A 26,825-nucleotide genomic window follows, 5' to 3' on the forward strand; every position below is an offset into this window, starting at 1 on the left:
CTTTATGGCTTACTTTTTCATCTAGTTGTTTGCATGGTGAAACAATTGCGTAAGAGGAGGCTGGTCTGTTTGGAAATTAATGAGCAGGATAGTTCCGCGAGTATTATCAAGAATAAATGCATGGGGACAATCTTTAGACAGAGGTGATGGTTCACATGAATAATCGTTCAGGTATGATGAAGTCAGTCATGGCTATTGGAGCTGCCGGGGCAGCCATATACGGCATTAGAAAAGGGATGCAGAATGGCACCTTCAAGCGCTTGCCACAGGCTATTTCCAATGCCATGAATAATGTCCAAATGCAAGGAATGATGAATCAAATGCAATCCGGTGGCAATAACATGAATATGCAGCAGGCAGTAAACCAATTGCAAAATACTGCCGGAACGCAGCAAATGCAATAGTAAAGGGATACAGAGAAACATTACAGTAAAATAGATGGCTTTCCACAGGGAGAGCCATCTTTATCAGAATATTTTAATGGGGAAAGGTTCATACTAATCCTTACCAAGGTTTTAAAGGTGAGTCGTTTTATGCTGTTATTTCTAGGAAAATTGATTGCCTTGTATTTCGTGACGATTGTGGCTATCAGACTGATGGGTAAATCCGCGTTCGCGCAACTGACAGCGCATGATTTAACCGGGCTCTTTTTTGTTATCTCATTGGCAGCAGGCCCTGTGGTGTCCAAGAATTTCACTCATACCATTGTTGGGTTGATTGTGATTGGTCTTGTACATATCGGCTTTTCCAGATTAATGCTTATCAACTGGCTAAACAGAATTTTCACCGGTAAGCCGACGATTGTTATTAAACATGGTAAATTAGTTCGTGCCAATTTAAAGGGCTCTAAATTCTCCCTGACTGAAATCCTCTCAGAAGTCCGGGAAAAAGGGTATCCGGATATAACTGCGATTGACTATGCATTAATCGAACCAAGTGGTGGTATAAGTGTCATCCCAAAACAGGGAGCCTCCCCTATAACTCCGGATCAACTGGGTATTGAGGCGGATTATCAAGGCATGCCATTGGCGGTTGTTATCGAAGGAAAGATTCAATATGAGAACTTGGCTCATATTGATGTGGAAGAGCAATGGCTGCGAAAAAAATTAGAAAAAGAAGGATACGCTGATCTGGATGAAATTTTCTACGCAGCCTTAACAGCCAATGATTATTCCCTTATAGTTGACACAGGAAAGGGAGACACCTCATAAGGCCTGCGAGTTATTTGCTGAATTCCAGTGAAAAATATCAAAAACATATTGACATAACCCGCTATATTTTATATAGTAATACTTGTCGACAGCAAATAATATAAACGATTCCGTAGCTCAGCTGGGAGAGCGCATGCTTGACAGTTCTCAGTTGATTTTACGACCCTTTAGTTCAGCGGGAGAACGCTTGCTTGACAGGCAAGAGGTCACTGGTTCAAATCCAGTAAGGGTCATACTCTTATTTCAGTTGCAAAATAGTCTCTTGTGAGTCCAACTCGGTACTTATAGGAGGCTATTTTTATGTTATTAGAAAGCATTACTAAGGAGTTCATGTTGGACAAGAAATTTGAAGGTTTGACAGAGAATACTTTGAGAGCGTATGAGGAGTTTTTCAGAGGGTTCAATAGTTACATGATTGAACAAGGAATAGAACAACTGGAGGACTTGAATAAACGTCACTTGAAACAATATCTCATGTATTGTTTAGAGGAGCTTGAAAACAATCCAGTCACGGTCAATACTAAACTCAAAAGGTTGAGGGTCTTTTGTCGCTGGTTATACGTTGAGAAAATGACTGAGACGTTGTTGACCGACGGAATAAAAGCAATGAGAGAAGACGTTCAACCAAAAATTGTAACGACTGAGGACGTGAGAGCTGTTTTGTCTCACTTGAGACGGTCAAAGAGACGTGAGGACTCATTCACTTCAAGGAGAAACTATGTTCTAATGTTGACTATGATAGGAACTGGAATGAGACTGAGTGAAATAACTCGTCTTGAATGGTCTGACGTTGACTTTTCCGAGTCCTTAATTCAAATAAGAAAGAGCAAGTCAAGAACAACTCAAAGCGTTCCATTAAGTGAGTCTCTTGCTCGTGAATTACTTGAATGGAGGTTGTTTCTGGAGCGTAAATTCAATAAGTTACCTCAAAGTGTGTTTGTGACGGAACAAGGAAAAACTCTCTCATATTCAGCCATTCAGAACCTATTCAAACGATTGAAAAAGAGACTCGGTTTGACTTCAAGGTTTTGTCCTCACGGTCTCCGAGCTTACTTTATTAAAGAATTACTCAAAAATGGTTCCAATTTGAGAGAGTCCCAGTTGTTAGCTCGTCATTCAAAGATACAAACAACTCAAATGTATGTTGGTTATTTTGCTCATGAACTCAAAGAAGGTCTGGACAAACACAATCCATTAAATGACCTCGTTTAATACAACTGAGGAGCTGTCCTTTTATGACAGTTCCTTTTTTTATTACTCAATTACTTAAATGAGTTATTCAGAGCCTCTCTCAGCCTTTTGTTTAATTATGAGACCCATACCCCTCCAAACCCTCTCAGAACGTCTCAGAATGGATATATTTAAAGATATAGCCTTGAATATAACTCCGACCATATTTCACTTAATATATTTCAACCAACTGGACAACAAGAATTGACGCTGTTTCAATCATTTGTAGTGATATGAAGGAAAGAGCTAGAGAGTGAGTGACGACAAAGTGAGAGGGTTCAACAGCGAGGGTTCAAAGGTTCATATATTACTATTCTTGAATTATTTTTGAATTAACTCAATATAGGGGAGCGTTAGCGACCAACCGAGCGAGTGAAACGAGCGAGGTTTACTCTATTTAGTTATATATAATATCTATCTTGTTTTATATACTGTAAAGTTTTTGACCCTTTTTGGTACAAATTTTATACTAGGGTCATTAAAAAATTGTACCATTTTGGGTCAATTTCTTTACTCTGGTGAGCCTTCTCTTATTCCTACAAGTTAGTAAATCGCTGTAAGTTCGAGGATTTGAGGTTTGTCTATGTTCATAATGAAATGTTCATACATAGGAACATATATAGGAGCGTAGTTTGGAACATAAAAAAAAGAACCCTCAACCAATTAAGGTCAAGGGTTTTACAAACTGGACTTACAACGTTTTTAACGAGTCCGACTCGGTAAGACCAGTTTGAACGGAGTTTTATTAAGAGGAGTTATGAGAAAAACCTTGTCATTATCTATTGTAGTTGAACCACAATTTCACAACCCTACAATGAAAAGTCTTTCAACCGTTCGTCCATTTCGTCTTGATTGACTCCAATATAACGGAGGGTAACAGCTGGACTTGAATGGTTGAGGAGTTGTTGAACCGTGACAACGTCCTTTGTTTGTTTGTAATACCAATAGGAGAACGTCTTTCTGAGAGTGTGAGTTCCTATTTCCTCCAGTCCAACTTGTTCAGAGACTCTGTTCAATATCCTATATGCTTGAACCCTTGAAAGAGGTTTGTTATTTCCTTTCCTTGACGGAAACAAAACGTCTTCCTCGTTCATACCTTTGGTATATTCGTTTATTTCTTCCCTCAAAGTCATTGAAATGATTTGTCTTTTTAATTTACCAGTCTTTGACTCAATCACCTTCAAGTGAGTTCCTTTCACGTCTTTGACCTTGAGTTGAAGGAGGTCTGAGACCCTCAAGGCTGTGTTTATTCCCATAATGAATAAGAAACGGTCTCTTTCATTGTTGAAACTTTGTTTCATGAGTTCGATTTTCTCTTTGTCTCGAATAGGTTGAACGAACTTCATTATTTACTCAACTCCTTTTTGATTTGTTCCAGAGCGTTCTCATGGATAACACGGTCTTTCTCGTTGTCGTCAACCAGTAAGTATCCCAGAGCCTTCTTTTGCTCCTCAAGTTTAGTCATTCAATATTACCCCTTTACTTAATTACTTATTTGAGTAATATTATAAAATAAAAAATAACATTGGTCAATAACCAACATTTGAAAAGAGTAGGGTCTCTGTTCGACCCTTCTATTCTGGGAGTAATTCATGGAAGAACTCATATTTTGCTAAAATGAAATAACAAGTTCCTTTGTCTGTGATTTGAAATGGATTACTTTGGAGTGTGTAACAATGTTCGTGAATAACTGTGTTTATTTCGTCTAAAACAACTCGGTCTGTGTCTTCATAATGTTTCTTACATACTGGACAACGTAGTTCATAAGACATGTTTTCCTCTCCTTTCTATTTACATTAATTCGACATATTTTACCATTACCCTTTACGGACACAAAAATGTCATATTTCATTACCCAACTTTTGAAAATTTTGTGTGTCAATTGTAGAGCTTAGAGCTAGGAGAACCAACCCCCAGTCCCCCTTGTGTACCCCCTCTGAGTTAGTCTTTGAACTTTTGAGCGTCTTTTCTTTGAGTCATTCCTTGAGTCTCTGTTTTCTGTCTGGAGTGTTCCTTGAGTCTCTCTGAATGTAACTTATTGTTTCTTTGAGTCGTTGTTTGAGTCATTGTTATGTTACATTCATTGAGTCGAACGTGAGTCAAACCGTTGAGCGACAAGAGTTCCAACGTTTTCTCTTAATGTAACAAACTAATCATTGTGTTAAGTTCGGTTAGTTTTAAAGAGAGTCAGAGGAGAGTGGGGAGAGGAGGTCATTTATAATAATCAGAGTGTTTCCCATGTTGTTGAAGGGTTTGGGTCTCATGATAATACAAAGAGCCTCTGAGCGTCTCTATTTGTTCCTCTGAGGTTAGAACATGAGCTGATTTGAGAGCATATTTTGAAGGTATGTCAGAGCGTGTGAGAGGGTCTTGAGCAATGGAGGTAATTGAGTTTTTGAGGAGCTGTCTCTGTGGGAAGGGTTCAGCGTGTTTTATGTTCATTTTTAATAACTTCATTAAAACAAACCAGTCAAACGACAATGTCTCATTTCCTTGTCCCCCAACGGTTTGACGCTCCTTAAACTTTGTCATAAGACGTGAAAAAGTTACTCACAATGACCTTTAAAACTATTCCACAAGTTCAAAGATTTCATTAAAGTCATTGATTTCAAGAGCTGTCATAATCATTGCTAAGTGTTTATAATTGATTTTATCCGTGTTATTCCTCACTATTGCATTTATTGTTGCTGGTCTTATTCCAGTCATTTCACAAAGTTGTTTTTGACTCATTTTCCTATCCAATAGTATTTGAGCTACTTTCAATTGAACTATCATTTTTACTCTCCTCTCAATATGTACCTTATTCAATATACCAAAATTACGCAAAAAGGAAAACAGCATATAACCGTTTTCCCCTAATGATGAAAATATCCTTTTTCTTTCAATGAATTATATGTCCGTTCTCGAATTACTCCCCCGACGTATCTGGAGTGAGTAAACTTTCAATTTGAGTGTCAAACTCATTCAGAGCTTGTGAATAAACTTGGGTTCTTATGTCTTGAATTTCTTGTTCAGTTAGTGCTGTCTGACCCTCAATTTCTTGAATGACCTCAGCTGTCTTTGAGTCTAGTTGTTCTTGTAAATTATATTCAAAATTACTCTGAACAGTTTGTTTTGTAGAGTTCAACTGTTGTTCAGCGTTTTCCAGAGCGTCCTCAATAGCTGTGGTCTTTGTAGCTTGTTTTTGGTCAGCAACGGACTCAAATTCTTGTTGAATGGAACCTTTTTGATTATCGAACCAACTAGAGACGAGACCTTGAACGTCCAGACTTGCTTGTGTAACTGTTCCACCAACAAATAAGCTAACTCCAACAACTCCAGCAATTGCAACTTTACCTAGTTTAGTTTTGAACATAATTCTAACCTCTCCCCTTAAACGATTTAGTTCAACGAATTGACCTTAATCAAGGACGTTTGTTGCTTTGTGGTACGTTTCAGAGTCCTCGTCGAAAACATAACCGAGCTTTTGAGCGTATTCGTCAATTTCAATGAAACCTAGCTCCATTGTTTCAAATTCTTCTCCCAGCCCGTCGCTCATCATTTCCAGAACCTCTTGTGTTGTTAGTACATTCATTTGAATGACCTCCTTATTGATTAATCGAGTCCAGAGCTTTTCTAGTCCATGACTCCAGCGTCATTTGATTGACGTTGTTAAGAACAAACTCGATTATTATTGTCTTAACTTTAACACGATTACCCTATTACTGTAAAGAGTAATTTTGTGTTTATTTGTCCAACGTGAGAGAGTAAACGTTGTGACAATAAAAATGAGCCAACACATAGTCAGCTCATTTAATAAGTTTCTGGAAGTTCTAATATCCAATTTATCCAACCCATAACAGTTGACGCTCGTCTAAAATATGTACTTTCAGAATTAACATTATATAGGTTGCAACGTTTCATTATTTCTACAACTCGTTCTCGTTCTGGAGGGGAGCTGGTCTGAAAATACTCAGCTAAGACTTGTTTGAATGGTTCATGAGCAAGAATGGACTCAGCCAACTTCAAGAACTTATCTTTTGTTTTCAGCCTCATTATTTGTCTTCCAGCTCGTGTGAGAGTAAACATTACTTGTCTGTTCTCGTCACGGTATCTTTCAATTAAACCTAAGTACATTCCAGCTGTTGTATAATAACCAGTTTGTCTCACGTCAAAGTCATAATTACTTGTGATATATTCTCGACTCAAGTCATTCTCAACAAGTAACCCCAAAAGGTCAACTATCCTTGTGAAGTCGTCAGCTTGTGGGAATGGAACTTCTGGTTCTGGAACGGTTTGAACGGACTGAAACACTTCAATAATGTCGTCAAGCTCAAGTTCCTCGTGTGCAATAATAAAGTCTTTTTGTTCAACAAGTCTTAATGAATTATATCTCATAGGGTCAGTAAATTCATATACGAAAAAGCTGAATATATCATTTGAGTAAGTGAAAAAGACTGGTTTGACTTGCTTTGGAGTCTTTGCTTGCCAAAGTCGATAAGGGTAATATATTTGTCTGACAAGAAAGTCGTCAACAGTCTCGTTCTTTGCCTCAACTATCATAAATTGACTTGGACTTTCATAACCTCCGTCAATTTCAACTTGTGAATTTTTAATTTGTATAAGTCGGTCAGTTCCTTGACGTGTTCTTATATTAAAATCAAACTCTTTTGAACTCATTCTCCCAGAAATAGTCTGAAATGACTCCTCTCCTAAAACACTTTCCATCATTCCAGTAACGTGAGCGCAATGGAGAGCTGAGCTTTCAGAATAAAGGTTAGTAGGGTCAATTGTTGTTATGTCTGGAGGAAAGTCAACTTGTATTGGTTTGATTTTCTGGTTATATGAAACTTTCTCATAAACGTCAAAGTTTCCAATTATATAACTTGAACGTGAAATTGGTAGAATTGACAGTCCGTTTTCCTTAAATAACTTAGGTAAGTGACTGAAATGGTCAAACTTTGCCATTAGTCTTGGTTCACGTTCTTTCCTTATTTCATTTGCTTTGATTTCATGGAAACCATTATGTTGAACGTTTTGTATTATATTATGACGGTCAAATAATACTTCCCATGCTTTATCCGTTTTTGTTAGGGTCATAGTTCATCACCAGCACTTCATCAATTTTTCCTCGTTTTGACGCTACTGAATTAATGTTTCTGGTTGCTGATACTATTTCAATATGAAAATCGCTGTAAATATCTTTAATAAAGTCAGTCGCTGAATTACTTAATAAAACCTTACAACCTCGTTTGTCTAACTCAACAAAAGTGTCTCTCAACCGTACTTGGTCATTCTTATTAAAACCGTCAAGACTGTAACCAGTAAAGGAAGAAGTGTCTGAAACTGGGTCATAAGGAGGGTCAAAATAGAGGAAATCTCCTTTTTTAGCGTCTTGAATAACAGTTTCAAAGTCTTCATTCATAATAGTAACGTCATTTACATTTAAGTAATTATGAACAGCTTTCAACACAATTTCATTTACTATTTGGGGGTTTTTGTATTTACCAAAAGGAACATTGAATTGACCTTGACTGTTTACTCGGAAAAGACCGTTGAAACACGTCTTGTTCAAGTAAATCAGACGTGAGGCTTTTTCTATTGGTGAGAGTTCCTCGTATTCTGGTTGTCTATCTAAATCACGAATAGCATAAAAATAGTCTTTGTCATTCTCATGCTTTTTTAAGTCCTCAACTAACTCCTCGACATTGTATTTTATAACATTGTAAACGTTGACTAAGTCCTTGTTCACGTCATTTATAACAGCTTGTTTAGGTTGAAGGTCAAAAAGAACAGCTCCAGCTCCAACAAATGCCTCGTAGTAAGTATTGTATTTCTTTGGAATATATTTTCTTATTTCTGGGAGTAATTGTCTCTTTCCCCCTGCCCATTTCAAAAAGGGTTGTGTTAGTTTGTTTTTTACTGCTTTTGCCAATTTCATACAACTCCTATATAAATGCGAACATATTTTCTATTCTATAATATCAATTTCTATTATACACATAAACATTAAAATTGACCAAGCTAATAATATAACAAAAAAATTGACCCAAGACAAAAAGTCTTGAGTCGAATGTATCATTTATGAATTTGTTTTTCCTTCAAATAATGGAAAGTGTCTCTGTTGTGTTCAATAAGCTCCATTATTTCATAAACGTTCTTTTCAGCAATTAAACGTCTTGAAATAGCGTCCTTGAATAACTCACTCGATTGAACTTGTGCTGTTTCAAAATCAATAAGACCATTCTCAAAATTTTCAACTATGGTTCCATATTCAACAATAAGACCCTCAACCTTATTTTTATATTTCTTAGGAAGAAACCTTCTTACTTTAAGAGCTGTCTTTTCCTTCATACGTCATTCACTCCTTTAAAATAATAGGGGAGAGGAGTGACCCTCTCCGTGTTTTACTTACGTCTGTTTGTTCGTTTCTGTTTCTCGAAAAGTAAACGAGACATGTCGTCAACCGTTGACCGAGCAACCTCACGTCCGTTCATATAAACTGGAACCTCGACAGTTACTTTCTGAGGTTGAACTTGCTGTGTTGGTTCTTTAGGCTGTAAATGGTCAGCAACAGCAGAGGCAAAAGGTTTCATATACCTTTTATGCTGTATTGGTAAAACAGCCTCAGCACCAGCCTCTCCGACTCCTTGACCTCCACCAAGTAGAGTTGCACCGTTGAAAATTGCTCCTTTAGCGTTCCAACTTACGTCAAAGTCTGGATAAGGAATACCCAAAACCCCTTTTTTCTTTGTAACTGAAATTTTGGGTAACTTTGGTTTTGGTATCTTGAGCTTGAGTCCAGAGAAGAACCCTTTTATTTTGTCAATCATGTCTTTGACCGTGTCTTTTGCTGTTTTAATAGGGTTCGTGATAAAATCTTTAACCTTCTCAAAAATAGACTTAACTCTGTTTTTCAAAGTATTAAAGATTGAGAGACCCTTTGACTTCAAGTTTGTGATAAAACCGACAACTTTGTCCTTTCCGTACATAAATTTAAGAACAATGTCGTCCCAGAGTCCTTTTATCCAAGACCATATTTTCTTAGTGAAACCGAGAATAAGTTTCTTAATTCCACCAACGAATGATAGGTTCATAAGGTTCCAGACAAATTCAATAGCACCAGAAAACAGCTGTTTGACTCCTTCCCACATTTTCGAGAAGTCACCAGTAAAGAGACCAGTAAATATTTTTACTACTCCCATGATAGCGTCTAATGCTCCGTTGATTATTCCTTTAATAGCGTTCCAAACATATTTGATTACACCTTTTATAAAAGGCATAACGAACTCAATAACAGCCTTTATTCCATTAAAGGCATTTTCGACTGCTTTGAGAATTTGTGAACCATTCTCGTCCCAGAATTTCTTTATCTGGTTGAGTTTACTTTTAAGGAATGAACCAACGGTCTTCATTGCTGACAGAACAACTTCCTTAATTTTTGTAAACACTTGTTTGACTGTCTCTCTAAACGTCTCTGATTTATTCCAGAGAACACCAAGAGCGACACCAAGAGCAACAACCCCAGCAATAACAGCTAGAACTGGAGCTGAAATTGCTGTAAATGCACCAGCTAACAACCCAACCCCTTGAACCATAAAACCAATAACAGCTAATAGGGGAGGTAATACTGTTGCAAGTACACCAAAAACTAGAATACCAGCCTTAACCTTACCAGAAAGATTTGAGACCCAGTCAGCCAATTGAGAGAACCAACTAACAGCCTTCTCAATATATGGAGTCAAACTCTGACCTAGTGAAATACCAATATCAGTAATTTGAGACCATAATTCTTTGAGTCGTCCTTGTAAGTTGTCTCCCATTGTCTCAGCCATGTTCTGAGCTGTTCCGTCAGCGTTTTGAAGTTCCTTTGTAAATGCTCCAGTTTCTTCAGAACCTCTATTCAATAATGCTGAAAAACCAGAAACAGCCTCAGCTCCAAACATAGTTGAAAGAGCTTGAGTTCGTTGTTCTTGTGAAAGTCCAGACATTCCTTGTTCTAAGGTTGAAATGATTTCTGGTAATGATTTCATTTGACCCTCAGCGTTGAAGAATGACATGTTCAATTCGTCCATAAGACCCTTAGCTTGTTTTGTAGGACTGGACAATTTCAATAGACCTTGTCTCAATGTCGTTCCAGCTTGTGAACCTTGAATACCAGCGTCAGACATAACTCCAATTGCTGAGGCTGTTTCCTCGACTGATAGACCTAAGTCGTTAGCAACTGGAGCAACATATTTCATAGCCTCTCCCATTTGATTTACGTCCGTGTTAGCACTTGAGGAGGCTTTTGCTAGAACGTCAACATAACGTTGAGCCTCTCCAGCACTTGCCCCAAAACCAGACATAATGTTAGAAACAATGTCAGAGGCAGAACCTAAGTCCAATGCTCCAGCTTTTGCTAGGTTGAGAACTTGTGGGAGTCCTTTCATAATTTGTTGATTATTCCAACCAGCACGAGCAAGGAACTCCATACCTTGACCAGCCTCAACAGCACTATACTGAGTTGTCCGTCCCAACTCTCTTGCTAAACCTTTCAACTCCTTGAAATTGTCTCCAGTTGTACCAGTAACAGCTTGAACCTTTGACATTTGAGCCTCATATTTTGAGGACATTGCAACAGCTGTTCCAGCAACAGTTGTCAAAGGAACAGAAATACTTTTGGTTAGGTTTGAACCAGTTTGAGCCATTGCTTTTCCATTCTTCTTCATACTGGAGCTAACGTCTTTAATTGACTTATCGACTTTACTCATTTTACTTTGAAAGTCTCCTATGTCAGCTCCAACTTTGACCATTAATTCAGCCAAACTTGCCATGTTTTTTCCCTCCTTTTCTTATTCATTTGCTCCTCCCATGACTAAGAGGAACACGCTAATAAAAAAGAGAGAACCTTGTTTTAAAGGAACTCTCCAATAAGTTTGACCTCAACCATGTCTGGAAGTGGGTTCTTAATATTTGAACTAATGAATGAGAACATTTCAGTCAAAGTTGTAGGTTTATCTAAGACAAGAAAATAACGGTCAGCGTTTAAGTGTTTTTGGTCTTCTCCGTCGAACCATATAGAAAATGTTTCAGACCGTTCACGGTCAATTCGATAAGCATATAATTTGAACGGTTTCTCAATTTCACAATCAATTATCTGTCGTTTACCAGCTCCGACCTTAAATGAATACTCCATAATGTCCAATTTCTCCACGATAAAATAACCTCCTAAACGTATTTGTGTAAAAATTTATATTTTCTTTCTGTCACTTCTTTCTCCTCCGTTCGTTGTTCCTCATAAATAGGGGAGGAGTCCATGAAAAAAGGAACAGAGTAACTGTTCATTTCTTGTCTGACTTGACCTTGTTCGTCTCTGTAACGAGAACCAGACTCGACAATGATTTTACCTTGTTCCTTGTATCGTTTAATTTGTGATTTTGCTGTTACTTCAGTAACTCCGAGAACCTTTGACCATTCTTTATAAGAAATGGAATAATCAATGTTTTGTCTCCAGAGCGTATAAATAAGAATTTTGAATAACTTTCCGTCTCCGTCAGCGTGTTCAAATACGTCCTCAAACACTTTGACGTAACCAGAGTAAGTTGAACCTCCAGAGACCGTTGTTTCATGTTCTTGTATGGTTTCAATTTCAATGATAGGAGCTTTTGACAATTCTCCTTCATACTTCATTCTGATATAACCTTTTAACTCCAGAACCTCCAGAGCGTCAATGACTCGTTTTCTTGACCGTTTTTTACTATTAGGGTCAAGGTTCAACATACCGTCTAACATTTCAATATTACAAAATGTTTTTGTTCTATCATGAAAGTTCGATAATTTACCCAAAATAAAAAAGACTAACAAAGCGTCAGTCTCTTTCTTGTCAATGAACCCCTCATGTTCATACGAAAACATTCTCAATGGAAACATAACGTAAAATTCCAACGTGAACTCCTCCTATTTTAGTTTGTCATATTCGTCCAGAGCCTTTTTCAATTGTTCGTCTTTCTCAAATAAAGTGAAGACAATGTCGTCTTGGTATCGTTTAGCTTTTGTGATATATTTCAGACCCTTGACCTCAATCAAAAAGTAAGCAAGTTTCCCACTATAACAGAAAAAATATTTCTCATTCTTCATAATTTACTCCTCCTATTTGTTTGAAATAAAGAACTCGACGTGTTTGTTTTGTCTCTCATTGTTGTGTAAAACATAAAGAGCAAAACAAGCTCCAAACATTACGAACGTCATTTTTGTTCACCTTCTTTCACAACAGCTCCTCCATGTTTCTCCAACAAATACTCCCAGTCGTGATAAACAGCTAACTCTGGTAATTGCTCCATATTGAATAAGACTGACTCAATTTGAGCCTTTTTCTTAGTTTCAAAGCCTTTGACTAACTCCCCTTTGAAGAAAACTCCCCAACGTTTACCGTGTTTCTTAACCTTTGAAATATCCTTGTTCGTTCTTTTACTGTTCCTTGAGTTAGTTTTTGCGACAAGGTTTCCTCTGGTATTGTCCAGAGTATTAAAGTTTTTATGGTCTCCGACAAAGTCTTTCTCGTTCTCAATTCCTAAAATGACTCTGTGTAACATGACTGGAGTCTGTTTCTTACGACCCTTTTTATCTGTCTTATAAGTCGTTGTCATTGCGTAAACTTTCCCAGACCTATTGTCTATCTGTCCATACCATTTAGGAAATTTTGAGACCAATTCAAAGTCCTTTGAGTCAATAACAGTTTTATAGGTTTTCCCCTTTACATTTAAGTCAATTTCAACCTTATTACCTTCAATTTCTCTCCAATTATTTCTCATAACGTAATTTCTCCCCTTTACATAATTTTGTTTACATAAAAAGAACCCCAACTCCTTTACGGTTTGAGGTTCTTCTAATCGTCTGTTTCAACGTCTAAGTCTAGTAACTCCTTTTCCATTTCAACAATTCGTCGTTCTCTTTCTCGTTGAGTCTCTGGAGCGTCTTGTTGTTCAATTTTATGAGTAATGTTTTTGGACTCCTCCAGTTTCCCAGTAATTTGAAAGAATAGTTTCATAGCGTCAATTTTGTTTTTCTCACTTTTTGAGTTCACAATAATGTCTTGTAACTCCTTATAGACTGTTGACGTGAACTTTTTCAATTGCTTGTCAGCGACCAACTCAGCATATTCGACAATGCGAGGGTCATGAGCGTATTTTGAGGCTGTTACTTGACTAATTCCAACAAGTTCAGCCATTTGACCTTGAGTCATTTTGTGGAACGGTTTTGAGGCAATTAAGACAGCGAACCTTTTCTGGTTATCTGTCAGTTTCCTCAGTTGTTTATGGTCTTGAGGATAAGGAGGGTTCTCCAACAAGCCTTCATAGTCGAATGAGTCTTTCATGACTTGTTGAATTTCTTGTTTTTTGTTTTCACTCATTGAAAGTAACCCTCAGCTATCATTTGTTTTCCAGTCACCTTATATAAGGCTTTGAACTCTCTTTCAAACCTATGAAACTCTAATTTCATTTCTTTTATTGACTCAAATTCCCCAAGTAAGACCGTTCCATGTTCGACCTTGTTTCCTCCAATATTTGTAAAGACAACAACATGACCCTTATAAGTGTCATTCAACGTCTTTTCAAACTCCAACTCAAATAATAGTTTTTCATATCGTTTCAATGAAAACACTCCTTTTTTTAAAATTTTATTAGTCTGAGAGACCGTCTTTCTCATTCTGTTTCATTGCTTTGTCATAAGCTGTTCCAAACAATTCTCTTGGAGTAACCTCTGGAGCTTTGTTGTCCTCTTGTTGTTCTTGTTCCTCTTGTTGTTGCTCCATTTTCTCTTTTTGTAACTTCAAGTAACCGAGCCTCATTTTCAAGTGAGTTGGTAACTCTTGTTTTTCCTTTTCAGACATGTTCTGAGCGTTCTTTTCAAATTCGTTCATTTTATTTTCCTCCTTTTCTCATTTTGCTTTGAGCCTCTTTGTTATTCCGTTCAACTTCTCCAGTCATAATATATAATCGTGTACTTGCTGGGACTGTGTGAGGATTGAGTTGACCTTTTTCAATTGAAACAACCTCATTTGGTTCTGGTAGGACTCCAGAGGTCTCTTTGCCATAACGGTTTGTTGCTGTATCTAATTTAGGAACGTGTTGTTTTCTGTCTTTCTCGTCAATCTTAGAAATAATTGCTCCAATTCCGTCCAACTCCTCTTGGAGTTCAACTTGCTTTTGACCAGCGTCATAAACTTTCTTCAAATATTCCAATTTAGCCTCAAACAGTTCCTCGTTCATTTTCTCAACCTCAGCTGAGAACTCTTGAACTTTCTTTTTTCGTTCCTCTTTCAACGTTGCCAAGTCGTCTTTCATGTTTTCCTTAATTTCAAGTTCTTGACGTGTTGTTTCAAGTTCCTTTTTACGTTTCTTTTCTTCAAGCTCCTCAACCTCAGCGTCAATCAACATATGACGTTTTCTCAATTCGTCTCCGTGTACCCCCTGAGTCATGAGGTTTACTTTCTCTTGTTGTTTCTTTCTGATTTGACCGTCTAACTCCGTGACCTCCAATTGTCCTTTTCTGATTTTATCCAACTTACTCTCCACGTTCTTTCTTACTTGTTCAAAATTACTCATTTTACATTCTCCTCCTTGTGTTTTTTAATTTCTTTCTTCAACTCCGTTATTTGTCTTTGGAGCTTATCAGCTAACCTTTGCAATCTCTCTAATTCCTCTCTCATAACTCCAACTCTCCGTCCAGTATTCCGTATAGTGTTTTCTCGTCAATGTAATGAGTTACTACATTGTTATAAATTAGTTTGTTCACTCGTTCTGAAACTGGTTTTTGTCCTAATTCAATAAAACCTATCATTGCTTGACTAACTCCAACAATGTCAGCTAATTCCTTTTGACTTACCCTCAATATTTGTCTAATGACTTTCACGTCTTGACCGTTGAACTGTCTCATAGTTTCAACTCCTTTCTCAGTTATTGTTTATATAACCATATTCCAAAAAGAGAGAAGAACGCTCGGAGAGAAAGAGCGTCCAACTCAATTTGTTCCTCTCGTCAGAGAAACTGTTGTGAAAAAATGTAAATACTACACTCACTTTCAAAACAACCAAAATTGTTTTTTAGAGAAAAGGTCTAAACCCCTCCTCAACCTTTAGTGTGGCTAAGGGTTATCGTAACAACTACTTTTGTAAATTTTTTTGTACCCTCGACAATTTGCCGAGAGTACGTCTCAAGGAATTTTATTTTTGTATCTGGTTGAAGGATACTCGGAGGACGAACCGTCCTTCCAAAAAGGACAATATGTCCTTCTACTTAATAGTGAGGCTGGAGGTTATAATAACAACCACTTTTCAGAAATTCCTTCAACATTTACAACGAAAATGGTTTGAAAGTGTGACAAACAAAAAAAAACCTCATAAGAACAATTATTCTTACAAGGTTTTACTCATAGTTATATATTTGTTTTATTAGTGTGTGTAAATTCTACACACAATGAATTTATGAAGTGTAATATTTACACTCTATGAAACTTGTCACGACATGATTTATTTCTCGTTGACAATAATAGAACTTGTCCTCTATACTATGTAACATACTGGACGTAACCCAGTAAAAAACAACCAAAATACCGTGTTGAGTCCACATGAGACTTATACATTGAAATAACAGTATTCCGTAGCTCAGCTGGGAGAGCGCATGCTTGACAGGCATGAGGTCGGTGGTTCGAGCCCACTCGGAATCATAAGCCAAGTCATACAAAAGCGTCAAAGCGTTGGTTGATCAGCGTTTTGGTGCTTTTTTTGTGTTTGGATCATCTGTTCAGAACGTTTCTAGCGATACTTGTGTGCTAGCATCATCATTTCTATGTTAAACTTTATTTAAAGAATGATGACCACAAATCGGGGGTGTTCGGGTTAGCATAATAGATACGTCCTACTATAAAAATAGCCGTTTTGTTGTCCAGTTGTTGTCCAATTTTATAATGAAGGTTTTTCCTGTTACATAACAAAGAAAAAACACCATATTAAATGGCGTTCATATTACTTGAATAGATTTTTTAATATTTTCCCCGTTACTTTTCCCGATGCCCTTCTGCCAATTCGCCTGCCGATTTTTCCTTTCCTCACAGCGTTTACATCGTTAGAGATTTTCAGTATCTTGTAGATCAATGATTTAAAACTCATAAAATTCCTCCCCTCCTTTAATATAACCTTTACTCAGCATATCTGCAATTTTTCGGCTAACCATTTCAAGGTCCACGCAGCCTGGTTCTAACGCTCTCTCCCTCTAAACAAAAACGTATATAGATGTATTATTAGTATAAACTAATTTTGGTTATAAAACAGGCGAAATAAGGGTGAGCAATTTTGGACAACAAACCGGTTATATTATTAGCTATAGACTCGTTAATGCCAGAACCACTCGAGGTTGCGGCACAGACGGGATATGCACCAGCATTACAGTTTTTAATGGAGAACGGGCGTTATTATCCGAATATGGTTAATTCGTTTCCGACCATGTCTGTCACCATTGATAGTAGTTTATTGACAGGTTCTTATCCAGATCAACATCATATACCGGGCTTAACATGGTTTGATCAAGGTGAAAAGGAAATTGTTAATTACGGAACAGGTTTTACAGAAACGTTGAAGCTCGGCTTAAGGCGATCCATCCACAACATGCTTTATCGATTGAACAATGAGCATATGAGTAATGAAGTGACAACCATTTATGAAGCGTTGGCAAAGAAGGGGACTTCCTCTGCTTCGATTAATTCATTCGTTTATCGGGGTAATACGCCGCAAAAGTTAAATGTTCCCCGACTGTTTAAATCTTTTACGCATTTTCAAGATGGAAAGTGGACAACAGAAGCCCCGCCAGTATTGTCACTAGGTGCTTTTCAAAAAATTTCCCCATGGAATTTCACCTTCCAAATTGCGGCTGGAAATATAAGTTCACCGCTCGCGAACTTCGGCGACTTATTCGTAAAAACAAACTGCCGATGTTCACGTTATGTATTTTTCAGGATTTGGATTTACGTATTCATTTTAAAGGACCGATGGATTTAAAAGGGATTCGTAAAATTGATAAGCAAATACAAAAAATACTTCATATGTATCCGAGTTGGGAGGAGGCTGTCCGTCAAAATACATGGCTTATTATTGGTGATAATGGGCAAGCTCCAATGCATAAAAACCATAGTAAAGCGGTTATTGATTTACGAAAACGTCTAAAAAAATACCGTGTTACAAAAATTCAACGAGGATTACGCCCGAAAGATCAGCTTGTCTTCTGTGTTAATCAAAGAATGGCTTACATCTATCTTGTTGATGAGACAATTACATTCCAAGAAATTATCACCGAACTTAAAAAGGATAAGCGAATTGATATTATTGCTTGGAAAGGAAATGCGGGGATTAATATCGTTTCCGGATCAAAAGAAGGTCATTTCCGATTTGAACCAGGGCACGAGCTAATAGACTGTTATAATCAGTCATGGAATATAGAAGGAGACCATGAGCTATTAGATTTGCAGATGATCGAAAACAATCAAATGACATATGGCGATTATCCCGATGCATTAGCTAGACTTTATGGAGCGCTCCATTCGCATGAGGGTCGGTTCCTTGTTATAAATGCAAAGCCAGGGTTTGATTTTAAAGCGCAATCGACACCACCTCATTTCGGTGCTGCCCATGGATCGTTACACAAACAAGAATCGCTCGTTCCACTGATTATTACTGGCACAGAAGAGAAACCAACGTATCCACGAATCATTGACTTAAAAGAGTTTATAGTACGGATGACTGACTAATTCACATTTCTACATTGAAAAAAGGACTGCCCCAAAATAGTTCGGGGCAGTCCTTTTTCTTTATTTATCCGACTTTTCGTCTTGGTTGGTAGTACCCGCATCCCCGTCTGAAACGAGGTCCCCGGCTGATTGTTTGAATTCGCGGAGTGTTTGGCCGGATGCTTTGCCGATTTCCGGCAGTTTTTTCGGACCGAAAATGATCAGTGCGAGAATGACGACCAGAATCAAGCCTGGAATGCCGATATTTGCTATGCCCATAGGAGTCACCTCTTTATGCGTTTTATATTTTTTCTCTATATGGCTAATTATGTTTTGCTTTTTACCTGATTTCCTTTAACAAGCAGTCCACCGCCATCTTTCAGAAATTGGTCAATTCCTTCAGCTGCCCGATACGCTAATGCTCCGACAGTTTCGGTCGGGTTGTAATTGCCGAAATGCGGGAATGATGATGCACCAACTACAAAGAGGTTATCCATCTCCCACATTTGTGAGTAGTTGTTTACCGCTGATGTTTTCGGGTCATTGCCCATAATTGCACCGCCACCAAAGTGACCGGTGGTAAAGGAACTGTTGAATTCAATATCATCCGTTATTTCATCCTTTTCAACTGTATCTGCTCCCATTTTCTTCATTATTTTTTCGCATACGTCGACAGCATAACGGCTTAAATTACGATCCTGGTCTGTGTAACTATAGGTAACACGAAGTAGCGGATTGCCAAGGAAATCTGTATAAGTCGGATCTAAATCCAAATAGTTATGCTGCCAAGGCAGTGAACCGGATAGTGCATTTACATATAAATTACGATTGGTGTAGTATAATGATTTGTCCTTGAATTCCTTTCCCCACGAGGGTGTACCTTTGGGAACGAAATTGGTTGCAATTGGTCTGTTTCCGGTTGTCTGTATCTGTACTTCAAAGCCATGAAGAAAATCAAGATCGCTGTGATCAATATTATCCCCGCTAAAATCATCTATGGTAGCTCCCAATGCTCCGGCACCCATGAAATTGTTGAATTTCTTATCCTCAAAAAAACCTCTCGCACCAAGGTAGGTCATGTTATTAAAATGTCCGGTAAAGTTTTTGCCAATCACCCCTGTACCGGTTTTGGGATTATACGTTTTGCCAATATCGGAGAGTAACAACAGTCGTGTGTTTGTAAAAATAAACCCGGCCAGTACGACGATATCAGCAGGTTGCTCATATTCCTGCCCGGTTTTCGTATCAGTATACAACAGTCCTGTTGCACGATTGCCATCATGCATGACACGGGTAACTGTAGCTTCATTTCGCAGTTCATAGTTACCTGTTTTCTTTGCCGTTTTCAAAACTGTTATAATCGGATCTGATTTGGCTCCGAAGTCACAACCATATGTTTCACAAAAAGCACAATACATACAGGCATTGATTGTCTCTCCATCCGGGTTTTTATATTGCTCAGAGAGATTCGCAGACGGAATATGATACGGATGATAACCCATTTCCGATGTGCTTTTTTTGAACAGACGAATGGCTGGTGTATCTTTCATTGGCGGGGTTGGATATTTGTCGGAACGATTGGGACCGATAGGGTTTTCTTCGCCGGATATACCCGCCATTTTTTCATAGCGATCATAATACTTTTCCAGTTCATCATAGGTTATTCCCCAGTCCTGTAATGTCATGCCTTTAGGGATTTTATCTTTCCCATATCGTTCAACTGTTTTGCTGTAAATTTCAAAGTCGTACGGAAGGAAGCGAAAGTTCACCCCATTCCAGTGTACCCCGGAACCACCTGTATTCGTACCGAACAAGGCATTCTCATTTGTTCGAACCGGCAATGCCGTAGCATCTTGGTTGTTCCTTGATGTAATGGTTTCTTTGTTCAGGTGCTGCATCATTTCATATCTTCTGGAGAAGCGTAGTTCATCTTTCGTTCCTATGTAATCCTCTTGATCTTTGTCCACGCCTCGCTCCAGTCCGACTACGTTATATCCTTTTTTAGTGAGCTCGGCTGCAATGATGCCGCCTGCCCAGCCAGATCCAACAATCACCGCATCGACCTTATCCAGCTTTTGTGCCATCGAATTACCTCCTTAAGGGGTGATTATCCCTGATAATCGGTTAAGCTAATAGGTTTAATTTTGGCAAATTCATCCTGTGAAATTTTGTTTGTATAAGCGGGTTGTGCTCCGGGAAACTCTTTCATTTTCCAGCCGTCCATATTCTTGTTACCACCATAGAGAGGGTCGGAATATGCTCCCTCCAATGTTGCCACACGCAGCAGTATGAAAAAGTTTTCTGCCGCCACCCCTTTTAATTTCACTTTACCACTTTCAAAATCCTGTAATATCTCGATTTGCTGTTCTTCACTAGCCTCATCAAAGGTTGTATTAAATCGCTCTTGACTAAGCTGATTCATTTTCCGAAGACCATTCAGAAAGATCTCTCTTCTGTTTAGTCGTGATTGATGACGCTGATTTTCCGTGTTCGTTTTCTGGTCCTCGCCTTGAGCTCCCTGTGGATTGGGAGGCAGGTTTTCCGAGTCTTTCTGCTGCATATTTTCAACCTGGTTAAACTTCAGAAAAGGCCGTTCGCGGTAATCTTTCGCATTCGTACCCCAGCTCCCGGCCAACTGTTTATCTATAAAGTAAGGAACACCGAGCCCGATGGCACCGGGTCCATTGTCATCCTCTGGAAAAATTCGTTCCGTAGCTGCTTGCAGTACTTTAAAGTCATTCTGATTGAAAAACATTCTTGCATCCTGCAGATCGGAACTTGTTTCTTGTTTTTTATCAGTCTTTGTTTCCTCGTCCGTCTGGAATTGCGACGTCAGCAGTCCACCAAGCAAAGAACCGCCGACAACGCCACCGGCAACCATTCCCGTATTTTTAATAAACCGGCGCCGGCTCAGTCCATCTTCGTCAAGATTTTTATCATCATCAGAACGCTTATCCGTCATTGGCGAATACCCTCCTTTATTACATATTTTAACCACAGTTTCCATAATCATACATTTGGGTAAGAATAGGCTTAATTGAAGTCCGGATAACGAGCCTTTGTTCTTGCGCTTTTGCATGGTCTCAGCTTTTCAAGGAAAGACTGTTAGCGGGTGATAAAAAATGAAAGCAAATGAGACTGAAACAAAGCGGTTTGATAAAGCGTTGGATGAAATACTTGATCTGTACAACAATCTGGAAGAAGATGAACCGGTTATACAGTTTGAAACGGATGTAATGGAAATGATAGAACGTGCCAAAGTAAAATATGGTAACGATATGGTTAACGAAAAAATCAATACAGTTGTACGTGCGATGCTTTCCTGGCTTGATTTGGACGATGTGACATCCGGCGAAGAGGAGGAAACCGAAACAGCTGAGACAGCAGAAGAAGCTGGGGATGACACGGATTGATAGTTTTTGCTTGTTGGGAAAAATGTTTTCATCTTGCGTTACGAAAAAAATAGTAACGAATCATTACGATATGCGTAGGGCAACATCCGCCGGTTCAGCCAATCATTCTTCGGAGGACGGGCGGATTTTTTACAATCCGGAAACAGCATGAAGAATCCACAGAATAGCGGCGAGCATCAACGTAGCGTTTTTGTAATTGATACCCCAATTAGCGCTACTCCGACGTTATGACTACAACGACTCTACCAATCTTTCGCATATATAGTAATTCCACGCATATACCTGAATTAATGATTGAAATATAGACATTCAAAAGACCTGCGGTGATATGTCAAGAGGAAAATAACTAAATATTCGATTGTCAAGGTTCAATTTTGCGAAAAAAGGCATCAGGAAACTAGACCAGTAAATAAATGGAAATTACTGGTAATCAGTAAAAGGATTTAGAAGCTATTTGTGCTTCATGCATTCACGCTCCTTTTTGGCGTGTAGATTTGGTGATTGCGTAGTAGCACATCCACCAAACGCACTAATTTTCTTGCGGTTAAGACGAGTGCTCTTTTGTGTTGATGCTTAGGTACTTCACTGTATTTTTTCGCGTAATATGCTTGATACTCAGGAACGTGCCGTCTTACCGAGTTGGCGGCTTCAACCAGGTAATATCTGAGGTACTGATTCCCGTTACGCGTAAGTGAAGTGTCGTCAGCTGTGAAGCGGCCTGATTGGTGCTTTCGCCAATAAAGGCCTGCATATTTGGCTATCTTAGTTTCATCATCAAATCGCTCAATTTGGCCGATTTCGGCGATGATTCCCGCAGTAAACACGGGCCCGATGCCTGGGATAGTGACAAGCGTTTGTGGCAGTCCAGCCATGATACGCTCGATTGCTTTATCAATTTCCTTTATCTGTTTTTGGAGTGTGCGAATGACTTCGATAGTTGTACCAAGAATAACATCGATAGAGTCTTCCACAACCTTGTCCAGACGGTAAGAAGAACGAACGGCTTTCTGAATGGATTTCGCAACACATTCCGGGTCACCAAAGCGATTTCTGCCCTTTTCTTGTAGAAAATCAGCTAGATCTTCAACCGGCATTTGCGCAAGTTCATCCAGACTGAACTTCTCGAAAAACAGTTCCATCATGGCATTCCCAAAAACGGAAGAATCGACTTCCTCTTTGAAGGTATTGCATTTAAAACTCAAGTGTTGAAGGAAGTGCTGCTTTTCCTTGGTAACCTGATGAACTAGCTGATACCTGGAGCGTGTAAGCTGTTGGAGCGCAACATATTGGCTCTCTTTGACAACAGACATTGGCAATCGGCCAAAACGCAGATAATCGGCGATGACGAACGCATCAATTTCATCGGTTTTGTCCATGTCGCTATAACTCTTTTTAAAGTTCGCAATCTGTTTTGGATTCATGACAAATACCTCTGCGCCAAGTGCTTTGAGTGCCTCATCATGATGAAGAAACATGGATGGATGAAAACTATAAACGGACGTGGATTCAAGCCCGAATTTGAGCGTATCAACAGCCTGATCACGCAAATATTCCAAAACAGTATCCCGAAGCTCACTAGCACCAGGAAGGTCATTGGAAACCGTGAAGGATTTAACCTTTTCTCCTTCACCATCCAGCAAACAAATCTTGATATCAAAAGAACTAACATCTAATCCAGCAAATAATTTCATGGGGGGTTCTCCTCCTTTCGATTTAGAATCATTGGTACTATTTCTTGGACGCCCTGAGATATCCCTAGTGTGAACGCCGATCAGCAACCTCGTGTATAAGTACTAACCCTGATTCGAAAGCCGCCCTGGGGCTACTAACACCCAGGTTCGAGATTCAGGGTGCACAGCCTGCGAGTAGGAAGGTCCGAACGCACACTGGGAAACAGTCTTTACGTGTGGTCTAGCCACAAGGGGGAAAAGAATTGTCCCAAATGATCCTAAGACCATTATCTAGGAACATCACGGGACGTCCAAGACTTTTGACTATATCCAGCAGGAAAAGTAAGAAAATATGGGCTCAAATGATAGGGCCTAAACATAATATACGAGGGGGAATGTTGTAGTGGTAAAGTTAAATCTGAAAACGTGGGGTGTCATGCTATTTTCATTCGTACTTGTGAGCACGCTCGCAGCTTGCGGAGGAGAAGAGGAGTCTGGGGGAGACGGTGAATTACAGGATACGTATACTGTCGCTAGTGATACCTCGTTTGTTCCATTTGAATTTAAAGAGGATGGGGAATATGTTGGATTTGACATTGACTTGATTCATGCGGTTGCTGATGAAGCGGGGTTCAATATTGAGCTGGAAACGACGAACTTTGATGGAATCATCCCGGGATTGCAGACTGGATCGTTTGATATGGCTGTAGCGGGAATCGGCATTACGGAAAAACGAAAAAAGAAGATTGATTACAGTGATCCTTATTTTGAATCGGGGCTCGCGATTGGCGTACAAAAGGACAATGATTCTATTAAAGACATTGACGATCTGGAAGGTAAAACAATTGCAACCAGGCTTGGTTCAACAAGCTCTAAATATATAAAAGAAAATATCGACAATGCTGATACCAATCAATATGAACAGCTCGATCAAGCGTATTTAGCTGTTGAAAATGGCAGTGCAGACGCCATTCTCTACGATGCCCCAAATGTTAAATATTACATTAATACGACCGGTGACAAACTAAAAGTCGTAGGGGATTTATATAAAGCGGAAGATTACGCGATTGCTATATCCAAAGGGCAAGAAGAGCTGGTTAAAAGTGTTGATGAAGCCCTACAAACAATCAAAGATAATGGGACATATGATGAAATTTATGAAAAGTGGTTTGGCGAAAAATCGGAATAATGACGAACATCGCTAACAAAAACGAAAATCAACTAAGGCTTATTTCCCGTCCTAACGGGGGAGAAGCCCTCACTGCAACTTTCAAAGAAACCAAAGAGAAATGATGAGATTCAAAGTCTTCGTATTATATTAAAGAGGTGAAAGGATGATTGGAAGATTTGACTGGGCTGGGATTGTGGATTACCTGCCACAATTATTTACCGGTTTATATTATACACTGCTTATATCCGTTGTCGGACTTATAATCGGCTTCATTCTAGGTGGTATTTTTGGTCTTGGTCGGATAGCTCAATCCAAAATCATCAATGCTATCTCAACTGTGTACATTGAAATAATCCGAGGAACACCAGTTCTTGTACAAGCTATATGGATCTATTATGCACTTCCACTCATTATCGGATTTGAAATTGATTCGGTGATAGCCGGTATCATCGTCATTGCTTTGAATTCTGGTGCCTATATTGCGGAAATTGTGCGTGGTGCTATTCAATCTATTGATTCCGGGCAGATGGAAGCCGGACGTACACTCGGACTCACCCATAATCAGACGATGCGTCATATTATTTGGCCTCAAGCTTTCAAACGAATGATACCACCGCTTGGCAATCAGTTCATTATCAGTATTAAGGACACATCTCTGCTTTCGGTTATTCTTGTTCCTGAGCTGATTTTTCAGGGGCGTCTGATTGCTGCAAATAATTTTAATGCTGTTGAAATCTACACCACAGTCGGTATATTCTATCTGGCTATTACACTGACATTATCATTCGTTTTGCAAGCCATGGAAAGGAGGCTTGATGTCTGATGATCACCGTGAAGAATCTGCATAAACAATTTGGCGACACCGAAGTTCTAAAAGGGATTGACTGTGAAATTCATCCCTCTGAAGTCGTCTGTGTCATTGGCCCGAGCGGATCGGGGAAAAGCACATTTCTTCGTTGTCTGAACATGCTGGAGCCTGTTACCAAAGGGGAAGTAATCGTTGATGGCCATCATCTGAGCGCCCCTGAAACGGATATCAATACCGTTCGCACGGAAGTCGGCATGGTGTTTCAGCAGTTTAATCTTTTTCCACATAAAAGAGTCATCGAAAATCTTATGCTCGCACCGCGGGTAGTACGAAGAGTTCCTGAAAAAGATGCTAAAGAACGCTGCTTGAACTTGTTGGAAAAGGTCGGACTTTATGATAAGGCTAATGAATATCCGCAGCAATTATCAGGCGGGCAGCAGCAGCGCGTGGCCATCGCTCGTGCACTTGCCATGGAACCGAAAATGATGTTGTTTGATGAACCGACATCAGCATTGGATCCGGAGCTGGTTGGTGAAGTGCTGGAAGTGATGAAACAGCTCGCGAATGAGGGAATGACGATGTTTGTTGTCACTCATGAGATGGGATTTGCTCGTGAAGTAGCCGATAGAGTTTTATTTATGGATGAAGGGGTCATTGTGGAAGAAGGGCGACCTAATCAATTGTTTTCCAATCCGCAATCAGATCGAACAGCGGAATTTTTAAATAAAATTTTATAGCTGCATTGTTTTTTAAAATCGCAGGCTTAATCGGCTTGTTTCCGCCTGAATACTGTCATGTGGATGTTCAAGCGGAAAATAATGATGAACAAGTTGAGGTTAACTTCTTGAAAATGGCGCTACAGTTAAATATTTGAAAGCAATTTTAACGTAAGCGATGTTTGATAAACGAGACAAGGAATGAGTCCGTTTAATCACGCTATATGATGTTTAAACCGTTTTGATTTATAAGATTATTCTATTTATTATTAATACGAATCATTTTTCGAAAAACTTAGGAGGTGGAATCATCTTAAACAGTGACAGTCAAGTCATGACGAAGCCAAGAAAAAGTGAGACCGGTTTGCATTTTCGCAGACCAACAAAAGATGATGGAGCAGAAGTGTGGGAACTGGTAAAAGGTACCGGTGTCCTCGATTTGAACTCATCCTATAGCTATATTATGTGGTGTGAAATTTTTTCGGATACATCCATTGTAGTGGAAAGAGAGGAGCGAATAGTTGGATTCATTTCAGGATTCATCCATCCGGACCAGCCGGATACGCTGTTTATTTGGCAAGTAGCTGTAGATGAATCAGAGCGCGGGCAGGGGCTTGCAACGAGAATGCTGTACCAATTGCTGCAGCGTGAAACTTGTGCAGATATTCAATCGGTTGAAGCGACCGTATCGCCATCTAATTCGGCGTCACAGCGGCTGTTTCTGGGTCTTGCGAGGAAAATGCTAACCAAATGTGTGATTCATGACTATTTTACATCCGATGACTTTCCTGGAGAAGGTCATGAAGATGAACATTTGTTTAAGATTGGACCAATTCAAAAAGAAAAAATTTTAGCGGAAGGGTGACAT

At 39.1% G+C, this 26,825-nt stretch carries 31 protein-coding genes and 1 tRNA gene; 11 read left to right on the forward strand and 21 right to left on the reverse strand.

All coding sequences use genetic code 11. From position 1 onward, the window contains the following. The first annotated feature begins 155 nt into the window (after positions 1–155). From FFL34_RS14405 to FFL34_RS14420, 4 genes are all read left to right on the forward strand, one after another. Positions 156–404 carry a hypothetical protein gene (locus tag FFL34_RS14405; protein WP_138604039.1) on the forward strand — a complete coding sequence of 83 codons (249 nt, stop codon included), beginning with the start codon at positions 156–158 and terminating at the stop codon, positions 402–404. Between the two features lie 129 nt (positions 405–533). Beyond that, positions 534–1,211: a DUF421 domain-containing protein gene (locus FFL34_RS14410; RefSeq protein WP_138604040.1), complete on the forward strand. Its 678-nt coding sequence runs from the start codon at positions 534–536 to the stop codon at positions 1,209–1,211. A 161-nt stretch (positions 1,212–1,372) separates the two neighbouring features. Beyond that, positions 1,373–1,444 (forward strand) — tRNA-Val (locus FFL34_RS14415). Between the two features lie 67 nt (positions 1,445–1,511). After that, the gene (locus tag FFL34_RS14420) at positions 1,512–2,423 is read left to right on the forward strand and encodes a tyrosine-type recombinase/integrase (protein ID WP_138604041.1); all 912 of its coding nucleotides are present in this window, start codon (positions 1,512–1,514) and stop codon (positions 2,421–2,423) included. 827 nt (positions 2,424–3,250) lie between these two features. On the opposite strand, the gene FFL34_RS14425 is transcribed toward FFL34_RS14420, so the two are convergent. From FFL34_RS14425 to FFL34_RS14505, 17 genes are all read right to left on the reverse strand, one after another. After that, positions 3,251–3,787, reverse strand: a complete 537-nt coding sequence (locus FFL34_RS14425) for a site-specific integrase (protein ID WP_138604042.1) — start codon at positions 3,785–3,787, stop codon at positions 3,251–3,253. A gap of 1,222 nt (positions 3,788–5,009) precedes the next feature. Further along, positions 5,010–5,216 carry a helix-turn-helix domain-containing protein gene (locus FFL34_RS14435; protein ID WP_171046390.1) on the reverse strand — a complete coding sequence of 69 codons (207 nt, stop codon included), beginning with the start codon at positions 5,214–5,216 and terminating at the stop codon, positions 5,010–5,012. A gap of 133 nt (positions 5,217–5,349) precedes the next feature. Further along, on the reverse strand, positions 5,350–5,796 hold the full coding sequence (locus FFL34_RS14440; RefSeq protein WP_138604045.1) for a FlaG family protein: 447 nt from the start codon (positions 5,794–5,796) through the stop codon (positions 5,350–5,352). Between the two features lie 45 nt (positions 5,797–5,841). Next, positions 5,842–6,015, reverse strand: coding sequence for a hypothetical protein (locus tag FFL34_RS18335; protein WP_171046391.1), 174 nt, complete (start codon positions 6,013–6,015; stop codon positions 5,842–5,844). A 218-nt stretch (positions 6,016–6,233) separates the two neighbouring features. Continuing rightward, positions 6,234–7,520, reverse strand: coding sequence for a type II restriction enzyme (locus FFL34_RS14445; protein WP_138604046.1), 1,287 nt, complete (start codon positions 7,518–7,520; stop codon positions 6,234–6,236). Next, complete coding sequence (locus tag FFL34_RS14450; RefSeq protein ID WP_234031514.1) at positions 7,498–8,355, reverse strand: DNA adenine methylase; 858 nt, start codon at positions 8,353–8,355, stop codon at positions 7,498–7,500. The genes FFL34_RS14445 and FFL34_RS14450 overlap by 23 nt, the downstream gene beginning before the upstream one ends. Before the next feature lie 143 nt (positions 8,356–8,498). Beyond that, positions 8,499–8,774, reverse strand: a complete 276-nt coding sequence (locus FFL34_RS14455; RefSeq protein ID WP_138604048.1) for a hypothetical protein — start codon at positions 8,772–8,774, stop codon at positions 8,499–8,501. Positions 8,775–8,827: 53 nt separating this feature from the next. Next, positions 8,828–11,236, reverse strand: a complete 2,409-nt coding sequence (locus FFL34_RS14460; RefSeq protein ID WP_138604049.1) for a phage tail tape measure protein — start codon at positions 11,234–11,236, stop codon at positions 8,828–8,830. 80 nt (positions 11,237–11,316) lie between these two features. Continuing rightward, on the reverse strand, positions 11,317–11,616 hold the full coding sequence (locus tag FFL34_RS14465) for a hypothetical protein (RefSeq protein ID WP_138604050.1): 300 nt from the start codon (positions 11,614–11,616) through the stop codon (positions 11,317–11,319). Positions 11,617–11,630: 14 nt separating this feature from the next. After that, a complete protein-coding gene (locus FFL34_RS14470; protein ID WP_138604051.1) occupies positions 11,631–12,347 on the reverse strand; it encodes a hypothetical protein in 717 nt (238 codons plus the stop codon). 12 nt (positions 12,348–12,359) lie between these two features. Then, the gene (locus tag FFL34_RS14475) at positions 12,360–12,539 is read right to left on the reverse strand and encodes a hypothetical protein (protein WP_138604052.1); all 180 of its coding nucleotides are present in this window, start codon (positions 12,537–12,539) and stop codon (positions 12,360–12,362) included. 107 nt (positions 12,540–12,646) lie between these two features. Beyond that, positions 12,647–13,213: a hypothetical protein gene (locus FFL34_RS14480; RefSeq protein ID WP_138604053.1), complete on the reverse strand. Its 567-nt coding sequence runs from the start codon at positions 13,211–13,213 to the stop codon at positions 12,647–12,649. A gap of 74 nt (positions 13,214–13,287) precedes the next feature. Then, positions 13,288–13,812, reverse strand: coding sequence for a phBC6A51 family helix-turn-helix protein (locus FFL34_RS14485; RefSeq protein WP_138604054.1), 525 nt, complete (start codon positions 13,810–13,812; stop codon positions 13,288–13,290). Further along, positions 13,809–14,054: a hypothetical protein gene (locus FFL34_RS14490; RefSeq protein ID WP_138604055.1), complete on the reverse strand. Its 246-nt coding sequence runs from the start codon at positions 14,052–14,054 to the stop codon at positions 13,809–13,811. Before FFL34_RS14490 ends, FFL34_RS14485 begins: the two co-directional genes overlap by 4 nt. 28 nt (positions 14,055–14,082) lie before the next feature. Then, positions 14,083–14,322: a hypothetical protein gene (locus FFL34_RS14495; protein ID WP_138604056.1), complete on the reverse strand. Its 240-nt coding sequence runs from the start codon at positions 14,320–14,322 to the stop codon at positions 14,083–14,085. Between the two features lies 1 nt (position 14,323). After that, on the reverse strand, positions 14,324–15,007 hold the full coding sequence (locus FFL34_RS14500) for a hypothetical protein (RefSeq protein ID WP_138604057.1): 684 nt from the start codon (positions 15,005–15,007) through the stop codon (positions 14,324–14,326). A 100-nt stretch (positions 15,008–15,107) separates the two neighbouring features. Continuing rightward, entirely contained in the window at positions 15,108–15,338 is a 231-nt protein-coding gene (locus FFL34_RS14505; protein WP_138604058.1) for a helix-turn-helix domain-containing protein, read from the reverse strand. Positions 15,339–16,752: 1,414 nt separating this feature from the next. Here FFL34_RS14505 and FFL34_RS18700 point away from each other — a divergent pair. Further along, positions 16,753–17,454, forward strand: a complete 702-nt coding sequence (locus tag FFL34_RS18700) for an alkaline phosphatase family protein (protein ID WP_234031515.1) — start codon at positions 16,753–16,755, stop codon at positions 17,452–17,454. Continuing rightward, positions 17,415–18,200 carry a hypothetical protein gene (locus FFL34_RS18705; protein WP_234031516.1) on the forward strand — a complete coding sequence of 262 codons (786 nt, stop codon included), beginning with the start codon at positions 17,415–17,417 and terminating at the stop codon, positions 18,198–18,200. The genes FFL34_RS18700 and FFL34_RS18705 overlap by 40 nt, the downstream gene beginning before the upstream one ends. A 60-nt stretch (positions 18,201–18,260) precedes the next feature. Here FFL34_RS18705 and FFL34_RS14520 read toward each other — a convergent pair whose 3' ends face one another. From FFL34_RS14520 to FFL34_RS14530, 3 genes are read right to left on the reverse strand one after another with little or no spacing between them, the layout of a single operon-like run. Further along, positions 18,261–18,458, reverse strand: a complete 198-nt coding sequence (locus tag FFL34_RS14520) for a twin-arginine translocase TatA/TatE family subunit (protein ID WP_138604059.1) — start codon at positions 18,456–18,458, stop codon at positions 18,261–18,263. A gap of 47 nt (positions 18,459–18,505) precedes the next feature. Next, positions 18,506–20,263, reverse strand: coding sequence for a GMC family oxidoreductase (locus FFL34_RS14525; protein WP_138604060.1), 1,758 nt, complete (start codon positions 20,261–20,263; stop codon positions 18,506–18,508). Positions 20,264–20,286: 23 nt separating this feature from the next. Further along, entirely contained in the window at positions 20,287–21,141 is an 855-nt protein-coding gene (locus FFL34_RS14530) for a gluconate 2-dehydrogenase subunit 3 family protein (protein WP_138604061.1), read from the reverse strand. A 160-nt stretch (positions 21,142–21,301) separates the two neighbouring features. Here FFL34_RS14530 and FFL34_RS14535 point away from each other — a divergent pair, with 160 nt between their 5' ends. Next, the gene (locus tag FFL34_RS14535; RefSeq protein ID WP_138604062.1) at positions 21,302–21,592 is read left to right on the forward strand and encodes a hypothetical protein; all 291 of its coding nucleotides are present in this window, start codon (positions 21,302–21,304) and stop codon (positions 21,590–21,592) included. A gap of 461 nt (positions 21,593–22,053) precedes the next feature. Here FFL34_RS14535 and FFL34_RS14540 read toward each other — a convergent pair whose 3' ends face one another. Continuing rightward, positions 22,054–23,283: an IS110 family RNA-guided transposase gene (locus FFL34_RS14540; protein WP_138601661.1), complete on the reverse strand. Its 1,230-nt coding sequence runs from the start codon at positions 23,281–23,283 to the stop codon at positions 22,054–22,056. A 415-nt stretch (positions 23,284–23,698) separates the two neighbouring features. On the opposite strand from FFL34_RS14540, the gene FFL34_RS14545 reads away from it, so the two are divergent. The 4 genes from FFL34_RS14545 to ectA all read left to right on the forward strand — a co-directional run bounded on the left by FFL34_RS14545 (position 23,699) and on the right by ectA (position 26,822). Continuing rightward, positions 23,699–24,451: a transporter substrate-binding domain-containing protein gene (locus FFL34_RS14545; protein ID WP_138604763.1), complete on the forward strand. Its 753-nt coding sequence runs from the start codon at positions 23,699–23,701 to the stop codon at positions 24,449–24,451. 145 nt (positions 24,452–24,596) lie between these two features. Then, on the forward strand, positions 24,597–25,256 hold the full coding sequence (locus FFL34_RS14550) for an amino acid ABC transporter permease (RefSeq protein ID WP_138604063.1): 660 nt from the start codon (positions 24,597–24,599) through the stop codon (positions 25,254–25,256). After that, entirely contained in the window at positions 25,256–25,978 is a 723-nt protein-coding gene (locus FFL34_RS14555; protein WP_138604064.1) for an amino acid ABC transporter ATP-binding protein, read from the forward strand. Before FFL34_RS14550 ends, FFL34_RS14555 begins: the two co-directional genes overlap by 1 nt. A 313-nt stretch (positions 25,979–26,291) precedes the next feature. After that, positions 26,292–26,822 (forward strand): diaminobutyrate acetyltransferase, encoded by a 531-nt coding sequence (ectA, locus tag FFL34_RS14560; protein WP_138604764.1) that lies wholly within the window; start codon positions 26,292–26,294, stop codon positions 26,820–26,822. Positions 26,823–26,825 lie beyond the last annotated feature (3 nt).

The organism is Lentibacillus cibarius, assembly GCF_005887555.1.
Lineage (GTDB): Bacteria > Bacillota > Bacilli > Bacillales > Amphibacillaceae > Lentibacillus > Lentibacillus cibarius.

Coding starts and splice junctions, on each gene's coding strand:
- FFL34_RS14405 (WP_138604039.1), top strand. CDS start 156: ATGAATAATCGTTCAGGTATGATGAAGTCAGTCATGGCTATTGGAGCT.
- FFL34_RS14410 (WP_138604040.1), top strand. CDS start 534: ATGCTGTTATTTCTAGGAAAATTGATTGCCTTGTATTTCGTGACGATT.
- FFL34_RS14420 (WP_138604041.1), top strand. CDS start 1,512: ATGTTATTAGAAAGCATTACTAAGGAGTTCATGTTGGACAAGAAATTT.
- FFL34_RS14425 (WP_138604042.1), bottom strand. CDS start 3,787: ATGAAGTTCGTTCAACCTATTCGAGACAAAGAGAAAATCGAACTCATG.
- FFL34_RS14435 (WP_171046390.1), bottom strand. CDS start 5,216: ATGATAGTTCAATTGAAAGTAGCTCAAATACTATTGGATAGGAAAATG.
- FFL34_RS14440 (WP_138604045.1), bottom strand. CDS start 5,796: ATGTTCAAAACTAAACTAGGTAAAGTTGCAATTGCTGGAGTTGTTGGA.
- FFL34_RS18335 (WP_171046391.1), bottom strand. CDS start 6,015: ATGAATGTACTAACAACACAAGAGGTTCTGGAAATGATGAGCGACGGG.
- FFL34_RS14445 (WP_138604046.1), bottom strand. CDS start 7,520: ATGACCCTAACAAAAACGGATAAAGCATGGGAAGTATTATTTGACCGT.
- FFL34_RS14455 (WP_138604048.1), bottom strand. CDS start 8,774: ATGAAGGAAAAGACAGCTCTTAAAGTAAGAAGGTTTCTTCCTAAGAAA.
- FFL34_RS14460 (WP_138604049.1), bottom strand. CDS start 11,236: ATGGCAAGTTTGGCTGAATTAATGGTCAAAGTTGGAGCTGACATAGGA.
- FFL34_RS14475 (WP_138604052.1), bottom strand. CDS start 12,539: ATGAAGAATGAGAAATATTTTTTCTGTTATAGTGGGAAACTTGCTTAC.
- FFL34_RS14480 (WP_138604053.1), bottom strand. CDS start 13,213: ATGAGAAATAATTGGAGAGAAATTGAAGGTAATAAGGTTGAAATTGAC.
- FFL34_RS14485 (WP_138604054.1), bottom strand. CDS start 13,812: ATGAGTGAAAACAAAAAACAAGAAATTCAACAAGTCATGAAAGACTCA.
- FFL34_RS14495 (WP_138604056.1), bottom strand. CDS start 14,322: ATGAACGAATTTGAAAAGAACGCTCAGAACATGTCTGAAAAGGAAAAA.
- FFL34_RS14500 (WP_138604057.1), bottom strand. CDS start 15,007: ATGAGTAATTTTGAACAAGTAAGAAAGAACGTGGAGAGTAAGTTGGAT.
- FFL34_RS14505 (WP_138604058.1), bottom strand. CDS start 15,338: ATGAGACAGTTCAACGGTCAAGACGTGAAAGTCATTAGACAAATATTG.
- FFL34_RS14520 (WP_138604059.1), bottom strand. CDS start 18,458: ATGGGCATAGCAAATATCGGCATTCCAGGCTTGATTCTGGTCGTCATT.
- FFL34_RS14525 (WP_138604060.1), bottom strand. CDS start 20,263: ATGGCACAAAAGCTGGATAAGGTCGATGCGGTGATTGTTGGATCTGGC.
- FFL34_RS14530 (WP_138604061.1), bottom strand. CDS start 21,141: ATGACGGATAAGCGTTCTGATGATGATAAAAATCTTGACGAAGATGGA.
- FFL34_RS14535 (WP_138604062.1), top strand. CDS start 21,302: ATGAAAGCAAATGAGACTGAAACAAAGCGGTTTGATAAAGCGTTGGAT.
- FFL34_RS14540 (WP_138601661.1), bottom strand. CDS start 23,283: ATGAAATTATTTGCTGGATTAGATGTTAGTTCTTTTGATATCAAGATT.
- FFL34_RS14545 (WP_138604763.1), top strand. CDS start 23,699: ATGCTATTTTCATTCGTACTTGTGAGCACGCTCGCAGCTTGCGGAGGA.
- FFL34_RS14550 (WP_138604063.1), top strand. CDS start 24,597: ATGATTGGAAGATTTGACTGGGCTGGGATTGTGGATTACCTGCCACAA.
- FFL34_RS14555 (WP_138604064.1), top strand. CDS start 25,256: ATGATCACCGTGAAGAATCTGCATAAACAATTTGGCGACACCGAAGTT.
- ectA (WP_138604764.1), top strand. CDS start 26,292: ATGACGAAGCCAAGAAAAAGTGAGACCGGTTTGCATTTTCGCAGACCA.